Source organism: Arthrobacter sp. NPDC093128, assembly GCF_040683875.1.
Classification (GTDB): Bacteria; Actinomycetota; Actinomycetes; order Actinomycetales; family Micrococcaceae; genus Arthrobacter.
This window is the reverse complement of sequence record NZ_JBFBEY010000002.1, coordinates 306,097-331,758: the sequence shown is the minus strand read 5'-3', so window position 1 is coordinate 331,758 and position 25,662 is coordinate 306,097. Positions and strand designations below refer to the sequence as shown.

The 25,662-nt window shown below is 66.8% G+C and carries 22 protein-coding genes, 1 pseudogene and 2 riboswitches; of the genes and pseudogenes, 5 read left to right on the top strand and 18 right to left on the bottom strand.

All coding sequences use genetic code 11. The features are described 5' to 3' along the window. The first annotated feature begins 23 nt into the window (after nt 1-23). Nucleotides 24-557 carry a hypothetical protein gene (locus AB0N24_RS03345; RefSeq protein ID WP_364120645.1) on the top strand — a complete coding sequence of 178 codons (534 nt, stop codon included), beginning with the start codon at nt 24-26 and terminating at the stop codon, nt 555-557. 19 nt (nt 558-576) lie between these two features. Here the strand turns inward: AB0N24_RS03345 and AB0N24_RS03340 are convergent, their stop codons facing one another. From AB0N24_RS03340 to mmsB, 4 genes and pseudogenes are all read right to left on the bottom strand, one after another. Beyond that, the gene (locus AB0N24_RS03340; protein WP_364120387.1) at nt 577-915 is read right to left on the bottom strand and encodes a transcription initiation protein; all 339 of its coding nucleotides are present in this window, start codon (nt 913-915) and stop codon (nt 577-579) included. Nucleotides 916-979: 64 nt separating this feature from the next. Continuing rightward, nucleotides 980-2,311, bottom strand: a pseudogene (locus AB0N24_RS03335) (DUF222 domain-containing protein). 69 nt (nt 2,312-2,380) lie between these two features. After that, entirely contained in the window at nt 2,381-3,865 is a 1,485-nt protein-coding gene (locus AB0N24_RS03330; protein ID WP_364120384.1) for a CoA-acylating methylmalonate-semialdehyde dehydrogenase, read from the bottom strand. Nucleotides 3,866-3,896: 31 nt separating this feature from the next. Then, nucleotides 3,897-4,799 (bottom strand): 3-hydroxyisobutyrate dehydrogenase, encoded by a 903-nt coding sequence (gene mmsB / locus AB0N24_RS03325; RefSeq protein ID WP_364120381.1) that lies wholly within the window; start codon nt 4,797-4,799, stop codon nt 3,897-3,899. A gap of 141 nt (nt 4,800-4,940) precedes the next feature. Here mmsB and AB0N24_RS03320 point away from each other — a divergent pair, with 141 nt between their 5' ends. Continuing rightward, nucleotides 4,941-5,846 carry a LysR family transcriptional regulator gene (locus tag AB0N24_RS03320; RefSeq protein ID WP_364120378.1) on the top strand — a complete coding sequence of 302 codons (906 nt, stop codon included), beginning with the start codon at nt 4,941-4,943 and terminating at the stop codon, nt 5,844-5,846. Nucleotides 5,847-5,848: 2 nt separating this feature from the next. On the opposite strand, the gene AB0N24_RS03315 is transcribed toward AB0N24_RS03320, so the two are convergent. From AB0N24_RS03315 to AB0N24_RS03300, 4 genes are all read right to left on the bottom strand, one after another. After that, nucleotides 5,849-6,967, bottom strand: a complete 1,119-nt coding sequence (locus AB0N24_RS03315; protein WP_364120375.1) for a zinc-dependent alcohol dehydrogenase family protein — start codon at nt 6,965-6,967, stop codon at nt 5,849-5,851. Nucleotides 6,968-6,986: 19 nt separating this feature from the next. Next, nucleotides 6,987-8,369, bottom strand: coding sequence for an MFS transporter (locus AB0N24_RS03310; protein WP_364120372.1), 1,383 nt, complete (start codon nt 8,367-8,369; stop codon nt 6,987-6,989). Nucleotides 8,370-8,539: 170 nt separating this feature from the next. Beyond that, complete coding sequence (locus tag AB0N24_RS03305; RefSeq protein WP_364120369.1) at nt 8,540-9,691, bottom strand: homoserine O-acetyltransferase; 1,152 nt, start codon at nt 9,689-9,691, stop codon at nt 8,540-8,542. Nucleotides 9,692-9,703: 12 nt separating this feature from the next. Continuing rightward, a riboswitch (SAM riboswitch) is annotated at nt 9,704-9,819 on the bottom strand. Between the two features lie 137 nt (nt 9,820-9,956). Then, complete coding sequence (locus tag AB0N24_RS03300) at nt 9,957-11,273, bottom strand: bifunctional o-acetylhomoserine/o-acetylserine sulfhydrylase (protein WP_364120366.1); 1,317 nt, start codon at nt 11,271-11,273, stop codon at nt 9,957-9,959. A gap of 62 nt (nt 11,274-11,335) precedes the next feature. Beyond that, nucleotides 11,336-11,451, bottom strand: a riboswitch (SAM riboswitch). Between the two features lie 161 nt (nt 11,452-11,612). On the opposite strand from AB0N24_RS03300, the gene AB0N24_RS03295 reads away from it, so the two are divergent. After that, on the top strand, nt 11,613-12,251 hold the full coding sequence (locus AB0N24_RS03295; protein WP_364120363.1) for a VOC family protein: 639 nt from the start codon (nt 11,613-11,615) through the stop codon (nt 12,249-12,251). 122 nt (nt 12,252-12,373) lie between these two features. Here the strand turns inward: AB0N24_RS03295 and AB0N24_RS03290 are convergent, their stop codons facing one another. Continuing rightward, a complete protein-coding gene (locus AB0N24_RS03290) occupies nt 12,374-13,141 on the bottom strand; it encodes a CPBP family intramembrane glutamic endopeptidase (RefSeq protein WP_364120360.1) in 768 nt (255 codons plus the stop codon). A 118-nt stretch (nt 13,142-13,259) separates the two neighbouring features. Here AB0N24_RS03290 and AB0N24_RS03285 point away from each other — a divergent pair, with 118 nt between their 5' ends. Then, on the top strand, nt 13,260-13,916 hold the full coding sequence (locus AB0N24_RS03285) for a histidine phosphatase family protein (RefSeq protein WP_364120357.1): 657 nt from the start codon (nt 13,260-13,262) through the stop codon (nt 13,914-13,916). A gap of 26 nt (nt 13,917-13,942) precedes the next feature. Here the strand turns inward: AB0N24_RS03285 and hutI are convergent, their stop codons facing one another. The 4 genes from hutI to tdh all read right to left on the bottom strand — a co-directional run bounded on the left by hutI (nt 13,943) and on the right by tdh (nt 18,648). Further along, the gene (hutI, locus tag AB0N24_RS03280) at nt 13,943-15,145 is read right to left on the bottom strand and encodes an imidazolonepropionase (RefSeq protein ID WP_364120354.1); all 1,203 of its coding nucleotides are present in this window, start codon (nt 15,143-15,145) and stop codon (nt 13,943-13,945) included. Between the two features lie 11 nt (nt 15,146-15,156). Continuing rightward, nucleotides 15,157-16,284, bottom strand: a complete 1,128-nt coding sequence (locus tag AB0N24_RS03275) for an FAD-dependent oxidoreductase (protein WP_214953427.1) — start codon at nt 16,282-16,284, stop codon at nt 15,157-15,159. Nucleotides 16,285-16,324: 40 nt separating this feature from the next. Next, the gene (locus AB0N24_RS03270; protein ID WP_364120351.1) at nt 16,325-17,533 is read right to left on the bottom strand and encodes a glycine C-acetyltransferase; all 1,209 of its coding nucleotides are present in this window, start codon (nt 17,531-17,533) and stop codon (nt 16,325-16,327) included. Nucleotides 17,534-17,601: 68 nt separating this feature from the next. Continuing rightward, nucleotides 17,602-18,648 (bottom strand): L-threonine 3-dehydrogenase, encoded by a 1,047-nt coding sequence (gene tdh, locus AB0N24_RS03265; protein WP_364120348.1) that lies wholly within the window; start codon nt 18,646-18,648, stop codon nt 17,602-17,604. Nucleotides 18,649-18,768: 120 nt separating this feature from the next. Between tdh and AB0N24_RS03260 the strand changes: the two genes are divergently transcribed. After that, nucleotides 18,769-19,677, top strand: a complete 909-nt coding sequence (locus tag AB0N24_RS03260) for a LysR family transcriptional regulator (RefSeq protein ID WP_214953433.1) — start codon at nt 18,769-18,771, stop codon at nt 19,675-19,677. Between the two features lie 80 nt (nt 19,678-19,757). Here AB0N24_RS03260 and AB0N24_RS03255 read toward each other — a convergent pair whose 3' ends face one another. The 5 genes from AB0N24_RS03255 to AB0N24_RS03235 all read right to left on the bottom strand — a co-directional run bounded on the left by AB0N24_RS03255 (nt 19,758) and on the right by AB0N24_RS03235 (nt 25,558). Further along, nucleotides 19,758-20,354 carry a hypothetical protein gene (locus AB0N24_RS03255; RefSeq protein WP_364120345.1) on the bottom strand — a complete coding sequence of 199 codons (597 nt, stop codon included), beginning with the start codon at nt 20,352-20,354 and terminating at the stop codon, nt 19,758-19,760. Between the two features lie 193 nt (nt 20,355-20,547). Next, nucleotides 20,548-22,056, bottom strand: coding sequence for an Asp-tRNA(Asn)/Glu-tRNA(Gln) amidotransferase subunit GatB (gene gatB / locus AB0N24_RS03250; protein WP_364120342.1), 1,509 nt, complete (start codon nt 22,054-22,056; stop codon nt 20,548-20,550). Continuing rightward, entirely contained in the window at nt 22,056-23,636 is a 1,581-nt protein-coding gene (gene gatA / locus AB0N24_RS03245; RefSeq protein WP_364120340.1) for an Asp-tRNA(Asn)/Glu-tRNA(Gln) amidotransferase subunit GatA, read from the bottom strand. Before gatA ends, gatB begins: the two co-directional genes overlap by 1 nt. A 3-nt stretch (nt 23,637-23,639) precedes the next feature. After that, nucleotides 23,640-23,936 (bottom strand): Asp-tRNA(Asn)/Glu-tRNA(Gln) amidotransferase subunit GatC, encoded by a 297-nt coding sequence (gene gatC / locus AB0N24_RS03240; RefSeq protein ID WP_028272567.1) that lies wholly within the window; start codon nt 23,934-23,936, stop codon nt 23,640-23,642. A gap of 128 nt (nt 23,937-24,064) precedes the next feature. After that, nucleotides 24,065-25,558: a CitMHS family transporter gene (locus AB0N24_RS03235; RefSeq protein WP_364120337.1), complete on the bottom strand. Its 1,494-nt coding sequence runs from the start codon at nt 25,556-25,558 to the stop codon at nt 24,065-24,067. Between the last annotated feature and the right edge of the window lie 104 nt (nt 25,559-25,662).

The following is a 25,662-nucleotide window of genomic DNA, read 5'->3' as shown; positions in this document are numbered from 1 at the left end:
AGAGGCCGTCCACCGTGAGCAACATGTTCTTCTGGATCATCATTCTGTCGTTCCTGATTCCCTTTGCCATGCGCATGTACCGGAAGTCCGTCCGGGGCAGGAACCAAAACCAAGGATTCAATGGACAGTACCCGGGCCAGTTTCCCGGGCAGCAGCCGGACCGCCCGAACAACCAGCCGCGCGACGGTTACACCCAGCAGGACTACTTCGGCGGCGGGTTCCGCCAACTCGGCGGACAGCAGCAGCCCCCATTGGACCAGCCGTACCAGAACCCGGACTACCCGACCGGCGGCTACCAGAACCCCGGTTACCCGCCCGCCGGGTATCCGGCCCCGGGCGGCCCGGGACAGGTGCCGTACGAAGACAGCCCCGGCTATCCGGCCAACCAGTCACGCCAGGAACCGCAGCAGCCGTCCGCTCCGGCCACTCCGCCGCCGCCGTCGGCTCCGCAGGGTTTCCGTGCGCGAAAACTGGCCGAGCTGGACCAGCAGTACAGCAACGGCGAGATCGCCATGGAGGAATACATGACCCGGCGCGACGAGATCATGAAGGGCTAGTTGTACTCGGCCAGGATTGCTAGCTCGCCGGGTCATACCCGAACTCGCGGAGCTCCTGCGAGCAACGGCAGGCCACCGCGATCTTCCTCGCCCACTCGACCGCGTCCTCGCGCGTCGGCAGCTCCAGCACGAGGAACCCACCCGTGAGCTCGGAGCCCGGATAGATTTCGGTGCTCACCGACCCGTCGGCGGAGACCAGCACCGGAGCGGCTTCCTCCTTGATCCCACCGCCGAATACATAGACGCCGGCGGCCTTCGCCTCCTCGATCACAGCGTGGGATTCGGCGGAGACGATCGGGAACTCCTCGTCGGTGAGCACCATGGCTTCGCTCGGGAAGGAAATGAGGTATTTGGTCATGTCTCGATGGTGCCCCGCGGGCGGGCCGGATAGCAACGGTTGTGGTCAGGCCGCCCGGTTCTTGTCAGGCCGCCAACGAGTTATTGACGCGGGTACGTTTCAGGACTTTGGCACGGTGGAGTAGTTCGCGTCTCCGGCGGCGGCTGACGGACAGCATCGACCCGGGCAGCCCCGAGCCCGCCGGCTCCATCCCAAGTCCCGGCGTCCCCGGCAGTGGCGGTGTCCCCGGCAATGGCGGCGCGGTGGATTGGTAGGTATGACCGGTCGGAGTGTGGATTTGCAGCGTGTGTCGGGGTCCGGGGCGTGGTTCGGAGCGCCAGCCGGGTGATTCCCGGGTGATTCCTTGGTGTGGTTGCAGGATTCGCAGAGTCCGCTGCCGTTGCTGTGGCTGGTGGGACCACCGATGCGCCACGCGACGATGTGGTCGTGGTGGCGGATCGGCGCATCGCAATACGGTGTGCGGCAGGTGTCATCCCGGGCCTGGATGAAACGGCGCAGCCCGGGCGGGAAGAGCCGCGCCCGGGAATCCATCGCCATCAGGTCACCGGTCCCCGGGGGCCGTGTAGAGCCGGCGCAGCCATGCCGAACACCCGCCTGCGCTAGACCCCGCCGCGTCAGACCCCGCCGAGTGAGACCCACCCGAGGAGTCCGTGTCGCCGCTTGGGCCTTCCTCAAACAGTGTGACTGCCGCTCTTGCCCAGGACGCCGGGACGACGCCATATCCCGGGAGGCGGGCTGGTTCGCTGTCGCCTTGGAAGAGGGTGCGGTCGGTCATGATGAGCTGGATTTCAATGCCGGCGATCCCGCCGGCGGTGCCCGTGATCCTTTCAACCAGGTCATCGGCCATGATCTGTCCGCGGGAGCGGCCATCTCCGCCCGAGCGCAGGGTGTCAGCCTGCCGGCTGAGCGCCGCGTGGACGGCCACGCCGGCGGTAACCGGGAGCAGGGCAGTCAGATAGGTCATGGTGTCCGGTGCCGGGCGCAGGCTCACGTGCCGGTCGGCCACTGCGTTCCGGGCACGGTTGACGACGGAGCGCGGATCCAGCCGATAGGCCGCCGCCCGTGCCGCAGCGACAATGGTCCGGTCACCGGCGCCCGCCAGCGCTCCGGAGTCCGCGGCGAGCTGTTCATCGACCGCGCACCGGCCCGCCGCGGACAAGCACGCTGTTTCCTTTACCAGGAGCGTGGCGCGCCATTCATTCAGCTGCCCGGTCTGCAGGGCAGCCAGGGTGTGGGGCATTTCGGTTACGAGGGCTTTGGCCAGTCCCAGCAGCCGGCCGCCGCGGGCCGGGGATTCACGCCGGGCCAAGGCGATCTGCGCGGCAACCCCCTTGCCCAGTTCATCGGCTGGGATTCCGGCTTCAGCCTGGAGGCTTCGCTGCAGGCCATCGAACACGCCCGCCGTTGCCTTCCATGGCTGAAGTCTGCCGGGAGGCTCTGACAAAATAGGGGCCCTGCCTGGCGCCTAGTCGACCTGCGGGAAGCCGAGGTCAATCACGGAGGTGGAGGGATCCGGCCAGCGCGTGGTCACCACCTTGCCGCGGGTGTAGAAGCGGATGCTGTCCGGGCCGTACATGTGGGTGTCGCCGAACAGCGAGTTCTTCCATCCGCCGAAGGAGAACGTCCCCACCGGCACCGGAATGGGCACGTTGACGCCCACCATGCCGGCCTCGACGTCGAACTCGAACTGGCGGGCCGCCCCGCCGTCGCGCGTGAAGATGGCCACGCCGTTGCCGAACTCATTATCGTTGACCAGCCTGACGGCGTCGCTGTAGCTGTCCGCGCGGACCACCGAGAGCACGGGACCGAAGATTTCGTCGTCGTACACCTTCATGCCGGGCTTGACGTGGTCTACGAGGCTGACTCCGATGAAGAAGCCGTCCGAGTCGAACGCCTGCTCGCGGCCGTCCACCACTACGGTGGCGCCTTCGTTGGCGGCGCCGGCAACGTAGGAGGCCACCCTGTCCCGGTGTTCCTTGGTGATGAGGGGACCCATCTGCGAGGCCGGGTCCGTGCCGGGGCCGATCTTGAGGTCAGCCATCCGGGTGGAAATTGCCTCCACCAGGTCGTCGGCAATGTTGCCCACCGCCACGAGCACGGAGACGGCCATGCACCGCTCCCCCGCGGAGCCGTACGCTGCTGAGACGGCGGCGTCTGCCGCCATGTTCAGGTCCGCGTCCGGCAGGACCACCATGTGGTTCTTGGCGCCGCCCAGCGCCTGGACGCGCTTGCCATGGTCGGCCGCCCGCTTGTAGATGGACTGCGCGATGGGAGTGGATCCGACGAAACTGACAGCCTTCACGCCCGGGTGCTCCAGCAGGACGTCCACGGCCTCCTTGTCACCGTGGACAACGTTCAGGACTCCCGGCGGCAGGCCCGCCTCGGCGAAGACTTCAGCGATGAAAACGGCCGACGACGGGTCCTTCTCGCTGGGTTTGAGGAGCACGGTGTTGCCGCAGGCCAGCGCACTGCCGATCATCCAGAGCGGCACCATCGCGGGGAAATTGAACGGGGTGATGCAGGCGACCACGCCCACGGGCTGGCGCACCGAGTGGACGTCCACGCCGCTGGAAACCTGCTCTGAGCGTTCGCCCTTGAGCATGTGCGAAAGCCCGGTGGCGAACTCGATGTTTTCCAGGCCGCGCGAGATTTCGCCCTCGGCGTCGGAGAGCACCTTGCCGTGTTCGCTGGTCAGGATGGCTGCCAGCTCGGACTTGCGCTGTGTCAGGATTTCGCGGACTCGGAAGAAGATGTTGGTGCGCTTGGCCAGGCTGGTGGCCCGCCAGCCCGGCAGGGCGGCCTGTGCGGCGGCGATGGCTTCCTCCACGCGGGCGGCGGAGGCCAGGGCCACTTCCTTTTCCTGGGCGCCGGTGGCGGGGTTGAAAACGGGGCCGAAGCGGTCGGCGTCGCTGATCAGGGCGCCGTTGATGAAGTGCGGAATGCGTTGCATGGGAATGTCCTGTTCGTAAGGCCGGCTGGGGCTAGTTGGAGGTCTCGAGGGAGCCGTCGACGAGTTTGATGATCATCGAGCAGTCCTTGCCGGACTGGCCGGAATCGATGAGGCGCTGGAACAGGGTCTGCACGTGCTCGCCGATTTCCAGCGGGGTGCCGGTGTCGCGGGCGGCGCTGATGGCCAGGCCGATGTCCTTGTTGGCGAGCTCGGTGGTGAAAGTGGGGGCGAAGCCGTTGTTGGAGGCGGCGGTGGGAACCACACCGCCTACCGGATACCAGGTCCGCAGGGCCCAGCTGTCACCCGAGGACACCGAGGCGATGTCCCAGAAAACCTGTTTGTCCAGGCCCAGGCGCTCGGCGAGGACGGCTCCCTCGGCGGTGGAGGCAAGGTTGATGAAGAGCATCAGGTTGTTGCAGATTTTCGCTGCCTGCCCCGTGGTGGCGCCGCCGGTGGGTATGACGTTGGCGGCCATGGGGCGGATGTATTCGGTGGCGTCGGCCACGGCGCCCGCCTCGCCGCCGATCATGAAGGTGAGTGTTCCGGCTTTTGCGCCGCTCATGCCGCCCGAGACCGGGGCGTCCACGAACCGGAAGCCGGCGGCAGCGGCGGCGTCGTGCAGCGCCTGGGCGGAGGCAATATCAATGGTGGAGGAATCCACCAGCAGCGTACGGGTATCGGCATGGGCAAGGACGCCGTCCTCGCCCAGGTACACGGCACGGGCGTGCTCGCCCTTCGGCAGCATGGTGAATACGACGTCGGCCCCGTCCACCGCAGCGGCAAGGCTAGCCACGGGCTTCACGCCGGCCGCCTCGGCAGCGGCCACCGTCTCGGGATTGAGGTCGAATCCGCGGACGTCATGCCCGGCCTTGACCAGGTTTGCCGACATGGACCCACCCATGTTCCCGAGACCGATCCAAGCGACTACTGCCATGGCGAAAGCTCCTTTGCTTCGTGTGCCGGCCGATGCGGCCGATGTTCCGTGTCCACCATCACACCCTGCTACAGTGCAATCAAGGGGAAAAATTACAGACGGCATGTGCATTGATGCACACTGATCCGAAAAGGCTGAACCATGGATTTGAACCGGCTGCCGAGTCCGGATGACCTGCTGATCCTGCTGACCGTTGCCCGGCTGGGCCGGTTCAACGCCGTCGCGGAGACGCTGGGCACCACGCACACCACGATTTCCCGCCGGATCCTGGCGCTGGACAAGCAGCTGGGCGGACGGACCCTGGAGCGCAGCCCGCACGGCTGGGAACTGACCGAACTCGGCAGCCAGGCCGTTGCAGCCGCCGAGGCGATCGAGTCGACGCTGGGGTCGCTGGCCGGAGCCCTCAGCAACGGCGACGCATCGCTCTCCGGCCTGGTCCGGATCAGCACCTCCGACGGATTCGGGGCGGAATTCGTCGCGCCGGCGCTGGTCCGCCTGCAGCAGGCCAATCCCCTGCTGAACGTCGAGATGCTCAGCGCCACCCGCAAGGTCAGCCAGAACCGGTCCGGAGTGGACCTGGAAGTGGTGGTGGGCCGGATGGAAGTCACCAACGCGCAGCCCATCTTCCTCACCAACTATTTCCTGCGGCTCTACGCCAGCCCGCACTATGTCCGGTCCCGCGGGCTGCCGGCGGCCCTGGACGACGTGCGGGATCACGGCTTTGTGTCCTACGTGGAGTCGGCGCTACAGGTCGCGGAGCTGGGGCACCGGTCTTCGCAGCTGCCCGCGCCCAAGTCCAGCTTCCAGGCCACCAGCGTGTTCGCCCAGGTGGAGGCTGTCCGCTGCGGCGCGGGCATCGGCCTGCTGCCGAACTTCATGGTGGCGGACAACCCGGACTTCGTGCCGGTGCTGCCCGAGCTGTTCCAGCGCCAGCTCCCCATCTGGGCGGTGGCGCGTCCGGAGTCGCTGCGCTCGGCTTCCGTCCGGGCCGTGGTGGATGCGCTCAAGGCCGAAGTGTCAGGCCGCCAGGAAATCCTGGCAGCCTGACACTAGGCCTGGAACAGCCGGCGCACCACTTCGCCGGCTGCCAGTGCATCGAGGCCTTCGTTGATTTCGGCCAGCGGCCTGGTGTCCGTGTGCAACAGTTCCACGGGGAGCCGCCCGCCCCGCCAGTGGTCAAGATACAGCGGAATGTCCCGTTCCGGGACGGCATCTCCCATGTAGGAACCGAGCAGCCGTTTCCCGGCACCGGCAAACTGCAAGGCCCCCACCGTCAGTTCCGCGGACGGTTTCGGCAGGCCGACGGAGACGACGGCGCCGCCGCGCGTTACGAGGTCCAGGCACGATGCGATCACCCCGGCGGACCCCACGGCCTCGACGGCGACGTCCACGCCGTCGCCGGTCGCCTCAGCGACCAGCCGCGCGGCGTCGCCCGGGGTGCCCACGGCCGTAGCACCGCAGTCCAGGGCGAGCTGGTGCTTGCCTTCGTTGGGGTCGATGGCAATGACGGCGGCGGCACCGGCCAAGGACGCCGCCATCACGGCGGAGAGCCCGACGGCGCCGAGTCCGAAAACGGCCACCGATTGCCCCGCGGTGACCGCCGCAGTGTTCAGCACGGCTCCCATTCCGGTGAGCACGGCGCAGCCGAACATGGCCGCAACGGTGTCCGGGACGTCGTCGCCGATCACCACGACGGATTCCCGGGCCACCACGGCATAGTCCGCAAAGGCCGACACCCCGAGGTGGTGGTTGATCCGCTCCCCCGCCGGTGTCCGCAGCAGCGCCTCACCGTGCAGGAGGTCACCTGAGCCGTTGACCTCCGCGGCGCGGTGGCACAGGGCCGGGCGGCCCGCGCGGCACGCCCGGCAGTTTCCGCAGCTGGGGACGAAGACCAGCACCACGTGGTCGCCTTCGGAGACGTCGTCGACGCCCTCGCCGACGGACACCACCCGCCCCACGGCCTCATGGCCGAGCGCCATCGGCAGTGGCCTGACGCGGGAGCCGTCCACCACCGAAAGGTCCGAGTGGCACAGGCTGGAGTAGGTGATGGTGACGCCGAGCTCGCCCGGCCGCGGTTCGGGCCGGTCCAGTTCCTGGATCAGCAGCGGACGGGCTTCGGTGTAGCCGGTTCCGGCGGGAACCGTGGAGTAGAGGACTGCTGCTCGCATGGAGGCTGTTTCCTTGCTCTTACTTTTTGCCGGCGGCAAGGAGGTCCGCCGTGCCCTGGGCGTCCGCGGCGTCGACGTCGTGGAGGGAAATGCCGCGCGTCTCCTTGAGGAAGTACACGGAAATCGCCGTCACGATGCAGGCGCCCAGCAGGTACAGCGCCACCGGGGTGGAGGACTTGAAGCTGCTGAGCAGTGCGGTGGCGATGATCGGCGCCAGCGAACCGGCCACGATCGAGGTGACCTGGTAGCCCAGTGATACGCCCGAATACCGCATCCGGGTGGGGAACATCTCGGCCATAATGGACGGCTGCCCGGCGTACATCAGTGCGTGGAACAGGAGTCCGATGGTGATGGCCGCGAGGATGACCAGGTCATTGGCGGTGTCCATCATGGGGAAGGCGAAGAAGCCCCAGGTGCCGCCGAGGATCGCTCCGGCCATGTATACCGGGCGGCGGCCGAAGGCGTCCGACAGTTTTCCGACCATCGGCACGGCGCAGAAGTGGATGAAGTGGGCCACGAGCAGGAGCAGCAGGATCCTGGACGTGTCTGTCTGGACCACGACCTTCAGGTAGGTGATGGAGAACGTGACCACGAGATAGTACAGGATGTTTTCCGCGAAGCGCAGGCCCATGGCAGTGAACACACCGCGCGGGTAACGGCGGAAGACTTCGGCCACGCCGTAGCCCTTCTTTTCCACGGTGACTTCCTTGCGGGCCTCGAGGAAGATGGGGGCATCCTGGACCTTGGTGCGGATGTAGTAGCCCACGATGACGATCACTGCGGACAGCCAGAAGGCCACGCGCCAGCCCCAGCCGAGGAAGTCGGCGGAGGACAGCGTCGAGGAAAGCGTGAACAGCACGCCGGTGGCCAGGAGGTTGCCCATGGGAACGGCGGACTGCGGCCAGCTGGACCAGAATCCGCGCGACTTACTGGGGCTGTGTTCGGCCACGAGCAGCACTGCGCCGCCCCATTCACCGCCGACCGCGAAGCCCTGCACGAAGCGCAGGAACACCAGCAGGGCCGGAGCCCAGTAGCCGATCTGGGCGAAGCTGGGCAGGCAGCCCATGGCGAAGGTAGAGACGCCCACCAGGATGATGCTCAGCTGGAGGAGCTGCTTGCGGCCGAACTTGTCGCCGAAGTGGCCGAAGACGATGCCGCCGATGGGGCGGGCCACGAAGCCCACCGCGTACGTGACGAAGGCGGCAATGATCCCGTCCAGTTCCGTGCCGGAATTGGGGAAGAACATCTTGCCGAAGACCAGGGTGGCCGCGGACGCGTAGAGGAAGAACTCATACCATTCAACAACGGTGCCGGCCATCGAGGCCGTTACCACCTTCTTCAGCCCGGAGGCCTTGACGTCAGTCTCATCCGTGCGCCCTGCGGCAGAGTTTTGTGTGCTCATTGTGAACTCCTTCGGCGTCTCCGTCGACACCATGTGGACCATTCCGTAGCGGACGCGTGTGATGTGCACCACCAACGCGCCGGTCCCCTAGAGTATGGGCTCACATTGCCGCAGGCTCAACGCCATTTTCTGCAGGACAGCTCTGCATAAATGCACATTGGGCCGACGGGCTACGCGAAGAAGTTCTGACGAAGCTGGGTGTTGAGCTGGCCGATCTCGGTCAGGAATCCGTCGTGGCCAATGGGTGCCTCGATCACGTGGACCGGCACTTCACCCGGGAGCGCAGCCGCCAGTTCGTGGGACTGGGCGGGGAAATACAGCCGGTCAGTGTCCACGGCGGCAATGAAGAATTCCGCCGTGGACTGTGCCAGCGCTTCCTTGAGCGAGCCGCGGCCCCGGACCACGTCGTGGCTCATGAGCGCTTCCGTGATGGCGATGTAGCTGTTGGCATCGAACCGCCGGACCAGCTTGGTGCCCTGGTGGTCCAGGTAGCTCTCCACCTGGTAACGGCCGCGATCCCCCAGCGAGACTGCCTGGAGCGGTGCTTCGCCGCCCTGGGCACTGCGGCCGAAGCGGGTCTCGAACTCGTTCGCGGAGCGGTACGTGATGTGCGCAATCCTGCGGGCAAGGGCCAGGCCGGCTTCCGGCTCGGGGCCGCCGTAGTAGTCGCCGCCGTTGAAGTTGACGTCCTGGCGGATGGCGAGGGTCTGCGCCTGGGCAAAGGCGATCTGCTCGGCGGTGCTGCTGGCGCCAATGGAAATCACGCCGCAGCGCCGGACCCGGTCCGGGAAGCTGACAGCCCATTCCAGGGCACGGGCTCCGCCCATCGATCCGCCCAGCACCGCGTACCAGCTCCCGATGCCCAGGGCGTCTGCCAGCCGGGCCTCGGCCGCCGTCGTGTCCCGCAGGGTGACCAGTGGAAAGCGTGAGCCCCACGGCTTCCCGTCCGGGGCAGGAGTGGAGGGGCCGGTGGAGCCGTAGCAGCCGCCCACGATGTTAATGGAGATCACGAAGTACTTGTCCGTATCAACCGGCGCGCCCGGACCGGCCAGCTGCTCCCACCAGCCTTCCTCGTCGCCGGCCCCCCTTGTCACGTGGGTGCTGCCGGTCAGCGCGTGCTGCACCAGCACGGCGTTGGAGCGGTCCGGGTTCAGCGTGCCCCACGTTTCGTAGGCGAGGGTGACGTCGGGCAGGTGCCCTCCCGCTTCGAGGTCAAGGCCGCCGATGCTCAGGAACTTGACCGTGCCATCAGGAACTGCGTTGGTTTTCACTTCGTGAACGTCTGTTTCGGGTACACCGCTGCGGGTGACGGCAATCGTCATCTGAGGACCTCTTCTTCGCGCTTGCCCGCCGCCAACTGGCTGGCAGGCCAGGTCTTCACCCGGGGCACCCCGCCGCGTAAGGAGGGTTGCCGGCCAGCAAGCCGGGGCTGTCGCTGGCACTCATGACCTGTAGTGAGTCTACGAAATGCGTCCCGGCAATGGCGAAGATTGTGACACCAATATGACTCCCGGCGTCGAGGCGCCGGGAGTCATACGGGGTCAGCACCGCGGCGGCAGGCCCTCCCGGGCAGCCGCCGCCGCTCCCTTAGGCGCCTTTGGCGGCGCGGAAACCGGCGTCGAGGTCGGCGATGATGTCATCGATGTGCTCCAGCCCCACGGAGAGCCGGACCAGACCCGGCGTCACGCCCGCCACGGCCTGCTGTTCGGCTGTCAGCTGGCTGTGCGTGGTCGACGCCGGGTGGATGACCAGGGAGCGCACGTCACCGATGTTCGCCACATGGGAGTGAAGTTCCAGGGCGTCCACGAACCGCTTGCCGGCCTCGGCCCCGCCGGCGATGTTGAACGAGACGATGGCGCCGGTCCCCTTGGGCCCGTACTTGCGGCCGCGCTCGAACCAGGGGCTGGACGGCAGCCCCGCATAGGCGACGGATTCGACGTCGGACCGGGCTTCGAGCCATTCGGCGACGCTCACTGCGTTGGCAACGTGACGCTCAACGCGCAGGCTGAGGGTTTCCAGGCCCTGGGCGATGAGGAAGGCGTTAAACGGGGAAACGGCCGAGCCCAGGTCGCGCAGCAACTGGACGCGCGCCTTGAGGATGTAGGAGAGGTTCGCCCCCAGGGCACCCTCCGCCCCGAGGTCCCGCGCGTACACGAGTCCGTTGTAGGTGGGATCCGGGGTGTTGAAGCCCGGAAACCTGTCCGGGTCCTTGCCGAAGTCGAAGTTGCCCGAGTCCACGATCACTCCGGCAATCGCACTGCCGTGGCCGCCAAGGTACTTCGTCGCCGAGTGGACCACGATGTCCGCGCCCCACTCCAGCGGCCGGATGAGGTACGGCGTGGACAGCGTGTTGTCCACGATCAGCGGCACGCCGGCTTCATGGGCGGTGCGCGAGACCCCCTCGATGTCCAGGACGTCCTGGCGGGGGTTGGACACCACCTCGGCGAAGAACAGCTTGGTGTTGGGCCGGACTGCGTCCTTCCACTGCTGCAGGTTGTCCGGATCCTCCACGAACGTCACGGAGATGCCGAACTTCTTCAGGGTGTGGGCCAGCAGGTTGTACGTGCCGCCGTAGAGGCTGGGGCTGGCCACCACGTGGTCGCCGGCTTCGGCGACGTTGAGGATGGCGAACGTTTCGGCAGCCTGACCCGAGCTGAGCAGCAGGGCTGCCAGGCCACCTTCGAGGCTGGCCACGCGCTGTTCAACGGCGTCCTGGGTGGGGTTGCCGATCCGCGTGTAAATGGGCGCAAGCTCGGCCAGCGCAAAGCGGTTGGCTGCACTTTCGGCGCTCGGAAACACGAACGACGTCGTCTGGTAGATCGGCAGTGCCCTGGCACCGGTGGCACTGTCCGGTTCCTGGCCGGCGTGGATCTGGCGGGTTTCGAATGACCAGGCGTTGGACATCGGGAAGCTCCTTCGTGAAAAGGGCACCTGTGCCGGAGGCAGGACATGCCCTGGCAGGACCGGTGCCGCGCTTGCCGCCCGGCGGATGCCGGAGGGCCAGGTCTTCACCCGGGGCACCCCACCGCGGAACGAGGGTTGCCGGCCAGCAAGCCGGGGCTTGATGCTGGCGCTCATGACCTGGGCCCAGTCTAGGAACGCGAAGATGCACCTGAACAGCTTTGTGACGAAGGACGTCAGCCGTGTGATTTTCGTGGGCTTCAGGCTGGCCCGGCGGGACATCCCATCAAGGTTAGGGGAACCTTAGCTGAGAGCTCCATCACAAAGTGCCAAGATGATGGCATGCGCATGGATCACGTCTCTTACGCCTGTGAACAGGATGGCTTGGCAGCCACCACCGAACGTATTTCGTCCGCCCTCGGCGTCGAAGCCGTAAAGGGCGGGGTGCACCCCCGTTTCGGCACCCGCAACATGATTATCCCGCTCGCCGGGCACAAATACCTGGAGGTCGTGGAGGTCCTGGACCACCCGGCTTCCGACAAGGCTCCCTTCGGACAGGCTGTCCGGGCCCGCTCGGCAGCAGGCGGCGGTTGGATGGGCTGGTGCGTCGAAGTGGACGACCTGGCACCGTTCGAAGAACGCCTCGGCCGTTCGGCCGTCAACGGCAACCGCAAGTTCCCCGACGGCCGCGAACTCGTCTGGAAGCAGATCGGCATCCTGGGCCTCATTGCAGACCCGCAGGTGCCGTACATGCTCAAGTGGGAAGGCGATCCGGGCCTTCACCCGTCCAACGCCTACGCAAGCAACGTCAAGATGTCCAGCCTCACCATTGCCGGCTCTGCGGAGCGGGTCACGGAGTGGCTGGGCGAACCGGTGGAAAGGCCGCTGGAGGATGTTGCAGTGAACTGGGTCGCCCCGCACGGGACGCCGGGAATCCTCTCCGTCACTTTCGAAACCGCCTCCGGGGCAGTCATCATCTGATCCTGATCCACCGTGTGGTCCGTTTCGGGCCACGGGCAGTGTGCTGCCCCTGAACTTCGGCCGCTATCAGCGGGTGCCAAGGACGTCACCCACCGATAGCGGCCGAATCCTTTTAACGCACGCTAGCCCAGCCCGATGGCCTTGCCGAAGAGGCTGAAGCCGACGAAGGCCACGATATCCAGCAGCGCGTGGGCGATCACCAGCGGCATCACGCGGCGGGTCTTCGTGTAGATCCAGGCAAACACAGCACCCATCACGGCGTTGCCGATGAAGGGGCCGAAGCCCTGGTAAAGGTGATAGCTGCCCCGGAGCATCGAGCTGGCAAAGATGGCCAGTGGCATGCTCCAGCCGAATTTGCCGAGCCGGTCCAGCAGGTACCCCACCACGATGACTTCCTCGACGATGCCGTGCCGTACGGCGGACAGGATGAGCACGGGGATGGTCCACCAGTAGGCGTCCAGTGCGCTGGGAATGATGGCGGTGGTGATGCCCAGCGCCCGGCCCGCGGCGTAGAGCCCCAGGGACGGAATGCCGATCAGTGCGGCGAGGCCCAGCCCCTGCAGCAGGTCCTTGCCGGGACGGGCGAAGTTGAAACCCAGTCTGCGGAAGGCTGAGGCGCCGGACTCCCCTGCCGGCCGGTGCTCAGTGAGGAAGTAGATCACCAGCAGCACCGGCACCAGTGCGAACACAATGTCCAGCAGCTGGTACGTGAGGTCGAAGTATTCGCGGGTGCTCTGCGAGCGGTTCAGGGTGGACGTGCCCTCCGCCAGGGGTGCGCGCGTGAGCTTGTCCAGCAGTTGCACCACCGAATACACGGCGGACTGCCCCAGCGACAGACCCAGGACAATCCAGACTTCAATCCGCAGACGACGGCGGGAGGGAACCAGCATGTTCCTATCTTGCCTCCACTTTCTGGTTCTTTCCTGTCCGCGGCGTGCCGGCCCTCCGCGGCGGCTCCCCTGCCCGGGCCTATGCTTGGAATTTATGAGTGCGCCCGGGAAAATAATCATGATGCGGCACGGCCAGTCCGCCGCCAATGCCGACACCTCCATCTATAACCGGGTTCCCGACTACCGGATTCCGCTGACAGACCTTGGCCTGGAACAGGCGAAGGCCGCCGGTGAGCAGGTCCGGCGGGCACTGGACGGCCAGCAGGTGTGTGTTTACGTCTCGCGCTACCTCCGGGCCTACCAGACCCTCGAGGCACTCAACCTGGGATCCCTCGTGGAGCGGGTCATCGAGGAACCCCGGCTCCGCGAACAGGACTGGGCGAACTTCCAGATCGCCGGGGACATCGAGGACCAGAAGGAACTCCGCAACGCGTACGGCCATTTCTTCTACAGGTTCCGTGAAGGCGAATCCGGCTCCGATGTCTACGACCGGATCTCCTCCTTTATGGAAACGCTCCACCGGCACTGGGCACGGCCGGACTACGCCGCCAACGCGCTGTTCGTGACGCACGGGCTCACCATGCGCCTGTTCTGCATGCGCTGGTTCCACTGGTCCGTGGAGTATTTCGAGTCCCTCAACAACCCGGACAATGCCGAAGTGCGTACCCTGGTGCGCACCGACGTCGGCAAGTATGAGCTGGACAAGCCGTTCAGCCAGTGGGTGGACCGCCGCGTGGACGAGACGGTCCTGGACGCCCCGCCCATGGTCTTCTAGCGCCGCCGGCGTCGGGGGCCCTCAAATCAGCGGGCCCGGACGCCCGCCCGCCAGACGGCGTGGGTCAGCGGGATGCCCGGCCGGTAGGCCAGGTGCGTGGCGGAGGGGGCGTTGAGCAGGTGCAGGTCCGCGCGGTGGCCGACGGCGACCGAACCCACCGCCCGTTCGCCGTCGGCGTCGTTCCCCACTTCCCGCCGCAGCGCAAGCGCGCCGCCGAAGGTCGCGGCCCGGACGGCCTCGTGGACGCTGAGCCGCATCTGCAGCACGGCGGTGGTGACGCAGAACGCCATCGAGCTGGTGTAGGAGGTGCCGGGGTTGCAGTTGGAGGCCAGGGCTATCGGCACCCCGGCGTCGAGGAGTTCGCGGCCGGGGGCAAGCGGCTGGCGCGTGGAGAGGTCGCAGGCCGGCAGGCACGTGGCCACGGTTCCCCGCGTTCCGGCATCCTGCCACCCGGCCCAGCTGGCGGCCAGCGCTTCGATGTCCGCGGCGGACAGGTAGTTCACGTGGTCCACGCTGGCCGCACCGAACTCCACGGCCAGCTGCACGCCGGGGCCCTCGCCGAGCTGGTTGCCGTGCACGCGCAGGCCCAGGCCGGCGTCCTTGCAGGCCTGCAGGACGCGGCGGGATTGCCCTTCGTTGAAAGCCCCCTGCTCGCAGAACACGTCCGCCCAGCTGACATAGGGCCGGACGGCCGCCAGCATGGGTCCGCAGACCAGGTCAGTGTAGTCGTCGGCATCGGCGCCGGCCGGGACCAGGTGGGCGCCGAGGTAGGTCACTTCGTCAGCCACCGTGGAGGCAATCCGGGCACTCCGCGCCTCGTTCTCCAGGTCCAGGCCGTAGCCGGTCTTGGTTTCCAGGTAGGTGGTTCCCTGCGAGACGGCCTCGGCCACCCGGCCCAGGGCCAGCCGGGTGAGGTCGAAGTCGCTTGTGCTCCGGGTGGCTCCCGTGGTCACGGCAATCCCGCCCGCGCTGTAGCTCTCCCCCGCCATCCGGGCCTCGAACTCCGCGGTCCTGTCGCCGGCGAAGATCAGGTGCGTGTGCGAATCCACCCAGCCCGGGAGCAGCGCCCGGCCGCCGGCGTCCACGGCGTCGTCGGCTGCCGGTGCGGCGGCGGCCGGTCCGATCCAGGAGATGCGTTCGCCTTCGATCACAACGGCGGCGTCGTTGAGGACGCGGTGTTCCGCGTCCTGGGTCATCAGCTCGGCAATATTGGTGATGAGGGTGCTCATGAGTCCATTCTTCAGTGCCGGATGGACCAGCGGGTCGCGGCCAGGGCCGCCGCTGTCCGGGATGCCGGACTTAGCCCGGTTTCCTCGTCCCAGGCACGCTGCCCCACGGACGGGCCGGCCAGGATCAGTTCCGCAGCCAGTTCCGCAATGCCGGACGAGGTCTGGAAACCGTAACCGCCCTGACCGGCGAGCCAGAAGAACCCGGTGGCTTCGGCGTCGAACCCCACCACCGGGACGCCGTCGGCGGCTTCCGTGCGGAGGCCGGTCCACGCAGACTTCACGCCCCTGATGCCCATCGTGGTCACCGCGTTGAGCCGCGCCACCAGCGCCTCGACGTCGCCGGGGTAGGGTTTCGCATCCTCCGGACCGCTCGGTACCGATTCCGACGGCGAAATCAGCACGTCGTCCCCTTCCTTGCGGAAGTAGAAGGACTCGTCGGCAGCCGCCACCATGGGACAGGCGTCGGGGAGGGAACGCTCGACGTCGACAATCGCCGCCGTGCGGCGGTACGGCTGGAGTCCGAGCTTCTCCACGCCGCTGATCACGGCGAGTTCATCTGCCCAGGCCCCGGCCGCGTTGACCACGATGCCTGCCTGGAAGGCCTCCTGGCCGGCGCCCAGCTCCCAGCCGGATCCGAGCCGCTGGGCGGAATGGACCTTGGCCCCGGTGATGATGTCCACCCCGCCGGCTTCGGCCCGCTGCCGGTGGTCCTCCAGCAGCACGGGGGCGTTGCAGGCGAACGAACCGGTGTCCAGGCCGGCGGCGGTGAAGAATCCGGGATCGAGCACCGGGCACAGCTCCAGGGCCTCGGCATGCGGGATCCGGTGCATGTGGCCGCTGGCTTCCTCCCGCACTGTGTCCTCGTCGCCGATCAGCATGAAGCTGCGCGGCGACAGGACGGGCTCCGGCAGCTCCGCGTCCCGTGCCGCGATCAGCCCGAGCGTGCGGAGGGTCAGCTCCTGCACCACCACGGGCCCGTAGCTGGGGATCAGTTGCCGGGCCGACCGGGCTGAGGTGTGGTAGGCCAGGGACTGTTCGGCCTCGACGAGCGCCACACTGCATTTACCGGCCAGGGCGGAGGCGAGGGACAGCCCGGCAATGCCGCCGCCCACAATCACCACATCGTAATTTGCTGACATGCCTCCATCCTTGCACCCGTCAGGACGTCACGTCAGTATCTTAGGACCCCACCGCGTTGCGGCTGTCGACGAACGCCCGGACGCAGGCTTCGACGTCGTCCGCGCTGTGCGCCGCGGAGAGCTGGACCCGGATCCGGGCGGCGCCCTTGGGCACCACCGGGTAGCTGAACGCGGTCACGAACACACCGTGGTGGAGCATCCGGTCGGCCACCTTCGCGGCCATCACGGCATCGCCGAACATCACCGGCACGATGGCGTGCTCGCCGTCGAGAAGCTCAAAGCCTTCCGCCGCCATCCGGCTCCGGAACTGCCCGGCGTTGGCGAAGAGCTTCGAACGCAGCTCGGCGGAGTTCTCCACCAGGTCCAGGGCCTTCAGCGTGGCGGCCACGATGGCAGGCGCGAGCGAGTTGGAGAACAGGTAGGGGCGCGCCTTCTGGCGGAGCATGGCCACCACTTCGGCGCGGCCGGAGACGTAGCCGCCGGAGGCGCCGCCCAGCGCCTTGCCGAACGTGCCGGTGTAGATGTCCACCCGGTGGCTGACGCCGGCGTGCTCGGGGGTGCCCGCGCCGGTGGAACCCATGAAGCCCACGGCGTGTGAGTCGTCCACCATCACCAGGGCATCGTACTTTTCGGCCAGGTTGCAGATCGCCTCGAGCGGAGCCAGGTAGCCGTCCATGGAGAAGACCCCGTCCGTCACGATGATCTTCCGGCGGGCCGGTTTCTCCTGCGTGGTGGCCTCGATCAGTTTCGCTTCGAGGTCCGCCATGTCGCGGTTGGCGTAGCGGAACCGCTGTGCTTTGCAGAGCCTGATGCCGTCGATGATGGACGCGTGGTTCAGTGCGTCGGAGATGATGGCGTCCTCGGGACCGAAGAGGGACTCGAACACGCCCCCGTTGGCGTCGAAGCAGCTGGAGAACAGGATGGTGTCCTCGGTGCCCAGGAATTTCGAGACACGCGCCTCCAGCGCCAGGTGCAGGTCCTGGGTGCCGCAGATGAAGCGCACGCTGGCCATGCCGAAGCCGCGCTCGTCCATGGCTTCCTTCGCGGCGGCAATGATGTCCGGGTGGTCCGCGAGTCCCAGGTAGTTGTTGGCGCAGAAGTTCAGTACTTTGGCGCCCGCCTCGCCGATCTGGCCGGCCGTGATGTGGCTGGCCTGCGGCGAGTCGATGTGGCGTTCGGTCTTGAACAGGCCCGCGGTGCGGATCTCGTCCAGCTCGTTCTGCAGCTGGTCCTTGATGGCTGAATACATGGGGTGCGCTCCTCAGCGGAAGTGGAAGTATGCGGGTGGTGGCGGTACGGCGGCCGGTGGCGGAACGGCTAGAAGACGGTCCAGTCGAGGACAACCTTGCCGCCCACGCCGGCGCGGGCAACCTCGAAGCCCTTCTCCCAGTCCGTGGCGGGCAGGGTGTCCGTCACCACTGCGGAGATGTTGGCGTGCAACACCGGGTTGGAGGACAGCATGGCGCTCATGGCGTACCAGGTTTCGAACATTTCGCGGCCGTAGATGCCCTTCATGGTCAGCATATGCGTGACCACCTTGCCCCAGTCGATGTCGATGGACTGGCTCGGCAGGCCCAGCATGGCGATCCGGCCGCCGTGGTTCATGTTGTCGATCATCTCCGGCAGGGCGGTGGGGTGCCCGGACATTTCCATGCCGATGTCGAAGCCCTCGCGCATGCCCAGTTCGCGCTGGGCATCCTTGACGCGCATCTTTGACACGTCGATGGCGAGGTCCACGCCGAGCCGGCGGGCAAGTGCCAGGCGCGGTGCCGAAACATCCGTGATGGCGATCTTCCGGGCGCCGGCGTGGCGGGCCACGGCAATGGCCATGAGTCCGATGGGCCCGGCGCCGGTGATCAGCACGTCCTCGCCCACCAGCGGGAAGCTCAGGGCGGTGTGGACGGCGTTGCCGAACGGATCGAAGATGGCTCCGAGTTCGGGAGTGACCGAAGGGTCCTGATGGACCCAGACGTTGGTCTCGGGGATGACAACGTATTCGGCGAAGGCACCGTCACGCTGGACGCCGACGCTGACGGTGTGGATGCACATCTGCTTGCGCCCCGCACGGCAGTTCCGGCAGATGCCGCAGACGATGTGCCCTTCCCCGGAGACGCGGTCGCCCACTTTGACGTCCATGACGTCCTCGCCGGTTTCCACCACTTCGCCATAGAATTCGTGGCCGGCAATCAGGGGTGCCTGGATGATGCCCTGCGCCCACGCGTCCCAGGACTGGATGTGGAGGTCGGTGCCGCAGATCCCGGTGGTCATCACGCGGATCTTCACGTCGCCGGGGCCGGTTTCCGGCTCGGGGCGGTCCACCAGCTCAAATCCGGCGTGTGCGCCGGCCTTGTACAGAGCCTTCATTGGCTTCCTTACTCTCGGTGTTGCGGGTGACTCCCTTCATTAGAACCACAAAGAAGCATTAGCACAACCGAATTTTTCTCAATCGACGATTTAGCGATTTCTAAGCAATAGACTCGGTGCATGGAAATCCATCAGCTCGAAATGCTTCGGGAACTCGGCGCCCTCGGCAGCGTCAAGGCGGTCGCCGAAACACTCCTGGTCACGCCCTCGGCCGTATCCCAGCAACTGGCGGCCCTGCAGCGAAGCGTCGACGTGCCGCTGACCCGCAAGGAGGGGCGGAATTTGGTGCTTACCGAGGCCGGCCAGGCACTGGCCGACGCCGGGGCCGCCGTCGTGAGCGCCATGGCGGACGCCCGGATGGCGATCGGTGCGTACCACGGCTCCACGGTGGCCCCCGTGACGGTGAGCGGCTTCCACAGCGCCGGGCAGGCACTGTTTGCACCGCTGGCCCGGCTGCTGGACTCACCCGACAAACCCCGGGTGCTGCTCTCGGACGAGGATGTGGCCCAGCAGGACTTCCCGGCGCTCACTGCGCGCTACGATCTGGTGCTGGCACACCGCATGGACCACAGCCCACGGTGGCCGGAGGAGCGGGTGGCCGTCATCCCGCTGGCGCACGAGCCGCTGGACGTGGCGTTGTCCGCCGGGCACCGGCTGGCGGGCAAGGAAATCCTGACGGCGCACGACGTCGTCGGCGAACCGTGGGTGACCAGCCACACCGGCTACTCCCCCGCGGATGTGCTGTCCGCCGTCGCGGCCGTGTCCAGCAGGGAACTGAACATTGTCCACCGGATCAACGACTACTCCACCGTGGCGGGACTGGTGGCAACCGGCAGCGTGATCGGGCTGCTGCCGCGGCATACCGCACGGCCGGTGCTGAATCCGGAGATTGTCCTGCGGCCGCTGCAGGGCATCAGCACCCGCCGCCGCATCGACATCCTGGCCCGCCCGGAAAACCTCAAGCGGACCTCGGTGATGATGGTCTGCGAGGCCCTGGAGGACATCATGGCCGGACTGGTGTCCCCTTAACCCAACTGACGCTGCGCGCCCGGCCCAACTGACTCGCATTTAACGTCGCCATTCCGCGTTTTGACGACGTTAACTGCCAGCTACTTGGGGAATCGCTTACCGTGCCCCTTGGCGAGGCCCTTGCCGTGGCCTTTCCCCAAGCCCAGGCCCGGGCCGGTTCCCGCTCCCTTGACGATCTGCCGGGCGGTGACCTCGGTGCCATTTTTCCCGCCGGAAACCCGGACGGCGTCACCGGTGGCGATTTCCGCCATGGTGACCGCCGACGGCTTCCGCCGCTTGCCGTCGTCGCCCGTTGCGGCTGAACCGTCAGCGGCAGGAGCAGGGAACTTGATGATTTTCGTGTCCGCATTGACTGCGTAGCTCTGCGTGAAGCCGTCCTCGCTTTTCACGGTGACAGACGTCGGGCTGACGGCGTCCACGGTGCCTTGCTGGCTCAGGATCGTTTCGAACGTTCCGTCGGCCTTCTTCACCACGCTTTCGCTGTGCAGGTGCTGCGGGCGCTGGGCCTTGTCCTGCTTCCTGTCCTGCTTCCCGGGGGCGGTCTCCGACGGAGAGGGCGACGGGGACGGCGAGTCCGTGGCCGACCAGGCAATCGCGACGCCTGTGCCGGTCAGCGCCAGCGCAACCACGCCGGCCAGCAAGGCCTTGCGGATTCTCAACGGTTCTCGGACCGACATGGCCATACCTCCACAGCACGGGCAGGGCACCTGTGCCCTGGAGCTTCAGTCTAGAACCGGGAAGCACCGCTGACCACGGGTAGTTGGGCACCGCCGGGATGTGAGTAGTCCTTAAAGCCAAACTGGGTCGCAGTAGATGTCGTTACGTTCTAAACGACATGAACTGCGACCCAGTTGGGTTAAAACGCGTGCGTCAGCCTTCGACGCCGAGCTTCTGCAGGATCAGTTCCTTGACGCGGCCGGCGTCGGCCTGGCCGCGGGTGGCCTTCATAACGCCGCCCACGATGGCGCCGATGGCCTGCAGCTTGCCGGCGCGGATCTTGTCCGCGACGTCGGGCTGCGCGGCGAGTGCCGCGTCGATGGCTTCCAGCAGGGGGCCGTCGTCGGAGACCACGGCCAGGCCGCGCTTCTCCACGATCTCCGCCGGGGTGCCTTCGCCGGCAAGGACGCCGTCGAGGACTTCGGCGGCCATCTTGTTGTTGATCTTGCCGGCCTCGACCATCTTGTTCAGTTCCACGATGGTTTCGGGCTTGACGCCCAGCTGGCCGGGGTCGACGTCCGCGTTCTTGGCGCGGCCGACGATCTCGCCCATCCACCACTTGCGGGCCACCGTAGCGGCGGCGCCGGCGGCGATGGTTTCCTCGATCTCGTCCATCACACCGGCGTTGACCACGTCGCGGAATTCCAGGTCCGAATAGCCCCAGTCGGCCTGCAGGCGCTTGCGGCGCTCGGCCGGCGGCTCGGGCAGCGTGGCGCGCAGTTCCTCGACCCATTCGCGGGAAGCGACGATCGGCACGAGGTCCGGTTCCGGGAAGTAGCGGTAGTCGTCGGCGTCGGACTTTGCCCGGCCCGACGTCGTCGAGCGGGTGTCCTCGTGCCAGTGGCGCGTTTCCTGGATGACCGGCTCGCCGGAGTCCAGGACGGCGGCGTGGCGCTGGATCTCGTAGCGGACGGCATGTTCGACGGCGCGCAGCGAGTTGACGTTCTTCGTTTCCGAACGGATGCCGAAGCGTTCGCGGCCGTGCGGGCGCAGCGATACGTTGGCGTCGCAGCGGACGTTGCCGCGTTCCATCTTCGCGTCCGAGACGCCAAGGTTCTTCACGATCTCGCGCACCGCGGCCACGTAGGCCTTGGCCAGTTCCGGGGCACGGCTGCCGGCGCCCTGGATCGGCTTGGTGACGATCTCCACCAGCGGAACGCCGGACCGGTTGTAGTCCACCAGCGAGTAGTCGGCACCCTGGATGCGGCCTGCGGAGCCGCCCATGTGCGTCAGCTTGCCGGCGTCCTCCTCCATGTGGGCGCGCTCGATTTCGACGCGGAACACGGTGCCGTCCGACAGTTCGATGTCCAGGTAGCCGTCGTACGCGATCGGTTCGTCGTACTGGGAGGTCTGGAAGTTCTTCGGGGTGTCCGGGTAGAAGTAGTTCTTCCGGGCGAAGCGGCACGTCTCGGCGATCGTGCAATTCAGGGCGAGGCCGATCTTGATGGAGGACTCGATCGCCGTCCGGTTCACCACCGGCAGGACGCCCGGCATGCCCAGGTCCACCTCGTTGACGTTCGTGTTCGGCTCGTCGCCGAAGACGTTCGGGGCGGAGGAGAACATCTTGGTCTTGGTGTTGAGTTCCACGTGGACCTCGAACCCCAGGACGGGATCGTACTTCTCCATGGCCTCTTCGAAGCTCAGGGTTGCGTCAACGCTCATTATTTTGCCTCCTGGGCTTCGACAAGGCTCTCGACAGGCCCGTCCACCGAGGTGGCCAGAGCCGGGGCCTGGGCCAGGAGCGGTCCGCCCCATTTGGCCTCGAGCAGGGATTCAAGGACAGCGCCCACGCGGTACAGGCGCGCATCCTGGCGGGCCGGGGCCAGGAGCTGGATGCCGACCGGCAGGCCGTCCTCATCCGCCAGGCCGCCCGGCAGGGACAGGCCCGGAACCCCGGCCATGTTGGCCGGAATCGTGGCGACGTCGTTGAGGTACATGGCCAGGGGGTCGTTCAGCTTCTCGCCCAGCTTGAAGGCCGTGGTGGGGGCCGTCGGGGAAATCAGCACGTCGGCCTGGGCGAACGCGGCCTCGAAGTCCCGCTGAATCAGCGTGCGGACCTTCTGGGCCGAGCCGTAGTAGGCGTCGTAGTAGCCGGCGCTGAGCGCGTAGGTGCCCAGGATGATGCGGCGCTTCACTTCGTCGCCGAAGCCTGCGGCTCGGGTGGCACCCATCACGCGTTCGATGGTGAGCGGCGCATCCTTGGGCAGGACCCGCAGGCCGTACCGGACGCCGTCGAACTTGGCCAGGTTGGAGGAAGCCTCCGACGGCATGATCAGGTAGTAGGCGCCCAGCGCGTACTTGAAGTTGGGGCAGGACACCTCAACGATTTCCGCGCCGGCCTGCTTGAGCAGCTCCAGCGATTCGTTGAAGCGGTTCTCGACGCCGGCCTGGTAGCCCTCGCCGTGGAGTTCCTTGATGATGCCGATCTTCATCCCGTCCACGTTGCCCAGCCGCGCTGCGGCCACCAGATCCTCAAGGGGGTCCGGGAGGGAAGTGGAGTCATAGGGGTCGTGGCCGCCGATGACCTGATGCAGGAGTGCCGAGTCCAAAACCGTGCGGGAGACCGGGCCGATCTGGTCCAGCGAGGAGGCCATCGCAATGGCGCCGTAGCGGGAAACGCTGCCATAGGTGGGCTTGACGCCCACGGTGCCGGTGACGGCGCCGGGCTGGCGGATGGATCCGCCGGTGTCCGTGCCCAGGGCCAGCGGTGCTTCAAAGGCGGCGACGGCGGCAGCCGAGCCGCCGCCGGAGCCGCCCGGGATGCGGTCCAGGTCCCACGGGTTGCGGGTGGGGCCGTAGGCCGAGTGCTCCGTGGAGGAGCCCATGGCGAATTCGTCCAGGTTGGTCTTGCCCAAAATGGGCATCTTGGCGTCGCGCAGCCGCTTGACCACCGTGGCGTCGTACGGGCTGTACCAGCCTTCGAGGATCTTGGAGCCGGCCGTGGTGGGCTGGCCGATGGTGACGATGAGGTCCTTGACGGCGATGGGAACGCCGGCGAGTTCATGGAGTTCCGCTGCCGGGGCGCCGCCGGCGGCGCGGATGGCGTCCACCTCCGCGGCGACGGCGAGCGCCTCCTCCGTGTTGACGTGCAGGAAGGCGTGCACTCCCCGAGGGCCGCCGTCGACCGCTGCGATGCGGTCCAGGTACGCCTGGGTGACCTCAACGGAGGTGACCTCGCCGGCTGCGAGCTTTTCGGCGAGCGCGGATGCGGAGAGGCGGATCAGAACGTTGTTCTCAGTCATTTATCAGTCCTCATCCAGGATGGCCGGAACCTTGAAGCGGCCCTCGTATGCGTCGGGTGCACCGCTCAGGGACTGCTCGGCTGTGAAGGTGTGGCCCACAACGTCCTCGCGGAACACATTCGTCAGCGGGATCGGGTGGGACGTGGCCGGGACATCATCACCGGCGGCTTCACTTACGGACTTCACTGAATCGACGATGACGGCCAGTTCGCCGGCCATCCGGTCCAGCTCTTCAGCACTCATCTCGATGTGCGCGAGACGCGCGAGATGCGCGACGTCGTCGCGGTTGATCGCAGCCATGGATCTCCCCTGCAATGTAGTTTTGGTTTCCCCAATAGTCTACGTTGCAACAGTGTGCCCGCCTGACGACCCCCAGCGGGCGTCAGACGGGCAGCACCGGCCCACGGCTAGCCGCAGGCAGCTTTACCCTAGCCGATCCCGATGGCTCCCGTCAGCACTCCGACACCCAGCATGACGAGCGAGATGACGGCCGTGCGCCACAGCACCTTTTTGTGGTGGTCGCCGAGGTCCACCTTGGCCAGCGAAACGAGCAGCAGGATGGCGGGCACCAGCGGGCTCTGCAGGTGGAACGGCTGGCCGGTGATGGAGGCCCGCGCCATGTCGGCGGCGCTGACGCCGTAGTGGGCAGCGGTCTCGCTCAGTACAGGGAGGACACCGAAATAGAAGGCGTCGTTGCTCATGAAGAACGTCATGGGGATGCTGAGGACGCCGGTGATCACGGCCATGAACGGGCCCATGCTGGTGGGGATGATCTGGACGAGCCACGCGGACATGGCCTCGACCATGCCAGTGCCTTTCAGGACGCCGGTGAGGACCGCTGCGGCCATGACCATGCTGACCACGGCGACGATGGACGGGGCGTGGGCGATCAGCTGGGCACCCTGGTCCTTGACCTTGGGGAAGTTGACCAGCAGGGCGATGGCGGAGCCCACCATAAAGACGAACGGCAGCGGCACCAGGTCCGCCACGAGCATGACCATGACGGCGACGGTCAGGCCCAGGTTGAACCAGAACAGCTTGGGGCGCAGGGTCTTGCGGTTGGGGTCCAGGGCGGTGTCGGCCATGGCGGTGTCGCGTTCGTCAACTGTTCCGTCAACCAAGGTGCCGGTGCGTTCCAGCACGGCAACGGAGGATCCCTCCGGGGAGAGGCCTGCGGGGCCGCCCGTTGCGGGAACAGGAGCGGTGCCGCTGCCGGAACCGCGGCGGGAGGTGCCGCCGGCGCTGCCGGACGTGCCGCCGTCGAACGGTTCTGCAGAATCCGGCACACCCCAGATTTCCGGTGCGGTGGCGCGGAGGCGGTTGCGTTCCTGCAGGCCCAGCAGCCAGGCGAAGACGAAGACCACAACGAGGCCGGCGATCAGCGACGGGACCATCGGGACGAAGACGTCGTTGACATCGATCTTCAGAGCGGTGGCGGCGCGGGCGGTGGGGCCGCCCCAGGGCAGGATGTTCATGGTGCCGTTGGCGAGGCCCGCCACGCAGGTCAGGACGACGGGGCTCATCTTGAGCCGCAGGTAGACAGGCAGCATTGCCGCCGTCGTGAGGATGAAGGTGGTGGAGCCGTCGCCGTCCAGGGACACTGCGGCGGCCAGGATGGCGGTGCCCAGCACCACCTTGGCCGGGTCATTGCCCAGCTTGCGGAGGATGAACCGCACCAGCGGGTCGAACAGCCCGACGTCGATCATCAGGCCAAAGTAGATGATGGCGAACATCAGCAGGGCTGCGGTGGAGGTCATGGACTTCATCGAGTCCAGCACCATGTCCCCGATGCCCAGCCCCGCCCCGGCGAACAGCCCGAAGACGGTGGGAACAATGATCAGCGCCAGTACTGGCGTCAACTTCTTCGTCATGATCAGCACCATGAATACCGCGATCATGGCGAATCCAAGTAATACCAGCACGGCCGGCTCCTTTGTCAGTCAATCGGCACCACTCCGGTGTGATGCGCACTACAGACGTTAGAGTGGCCCGCGTCACGGCAGTGCCTTTGGCTCAATTGATTGGC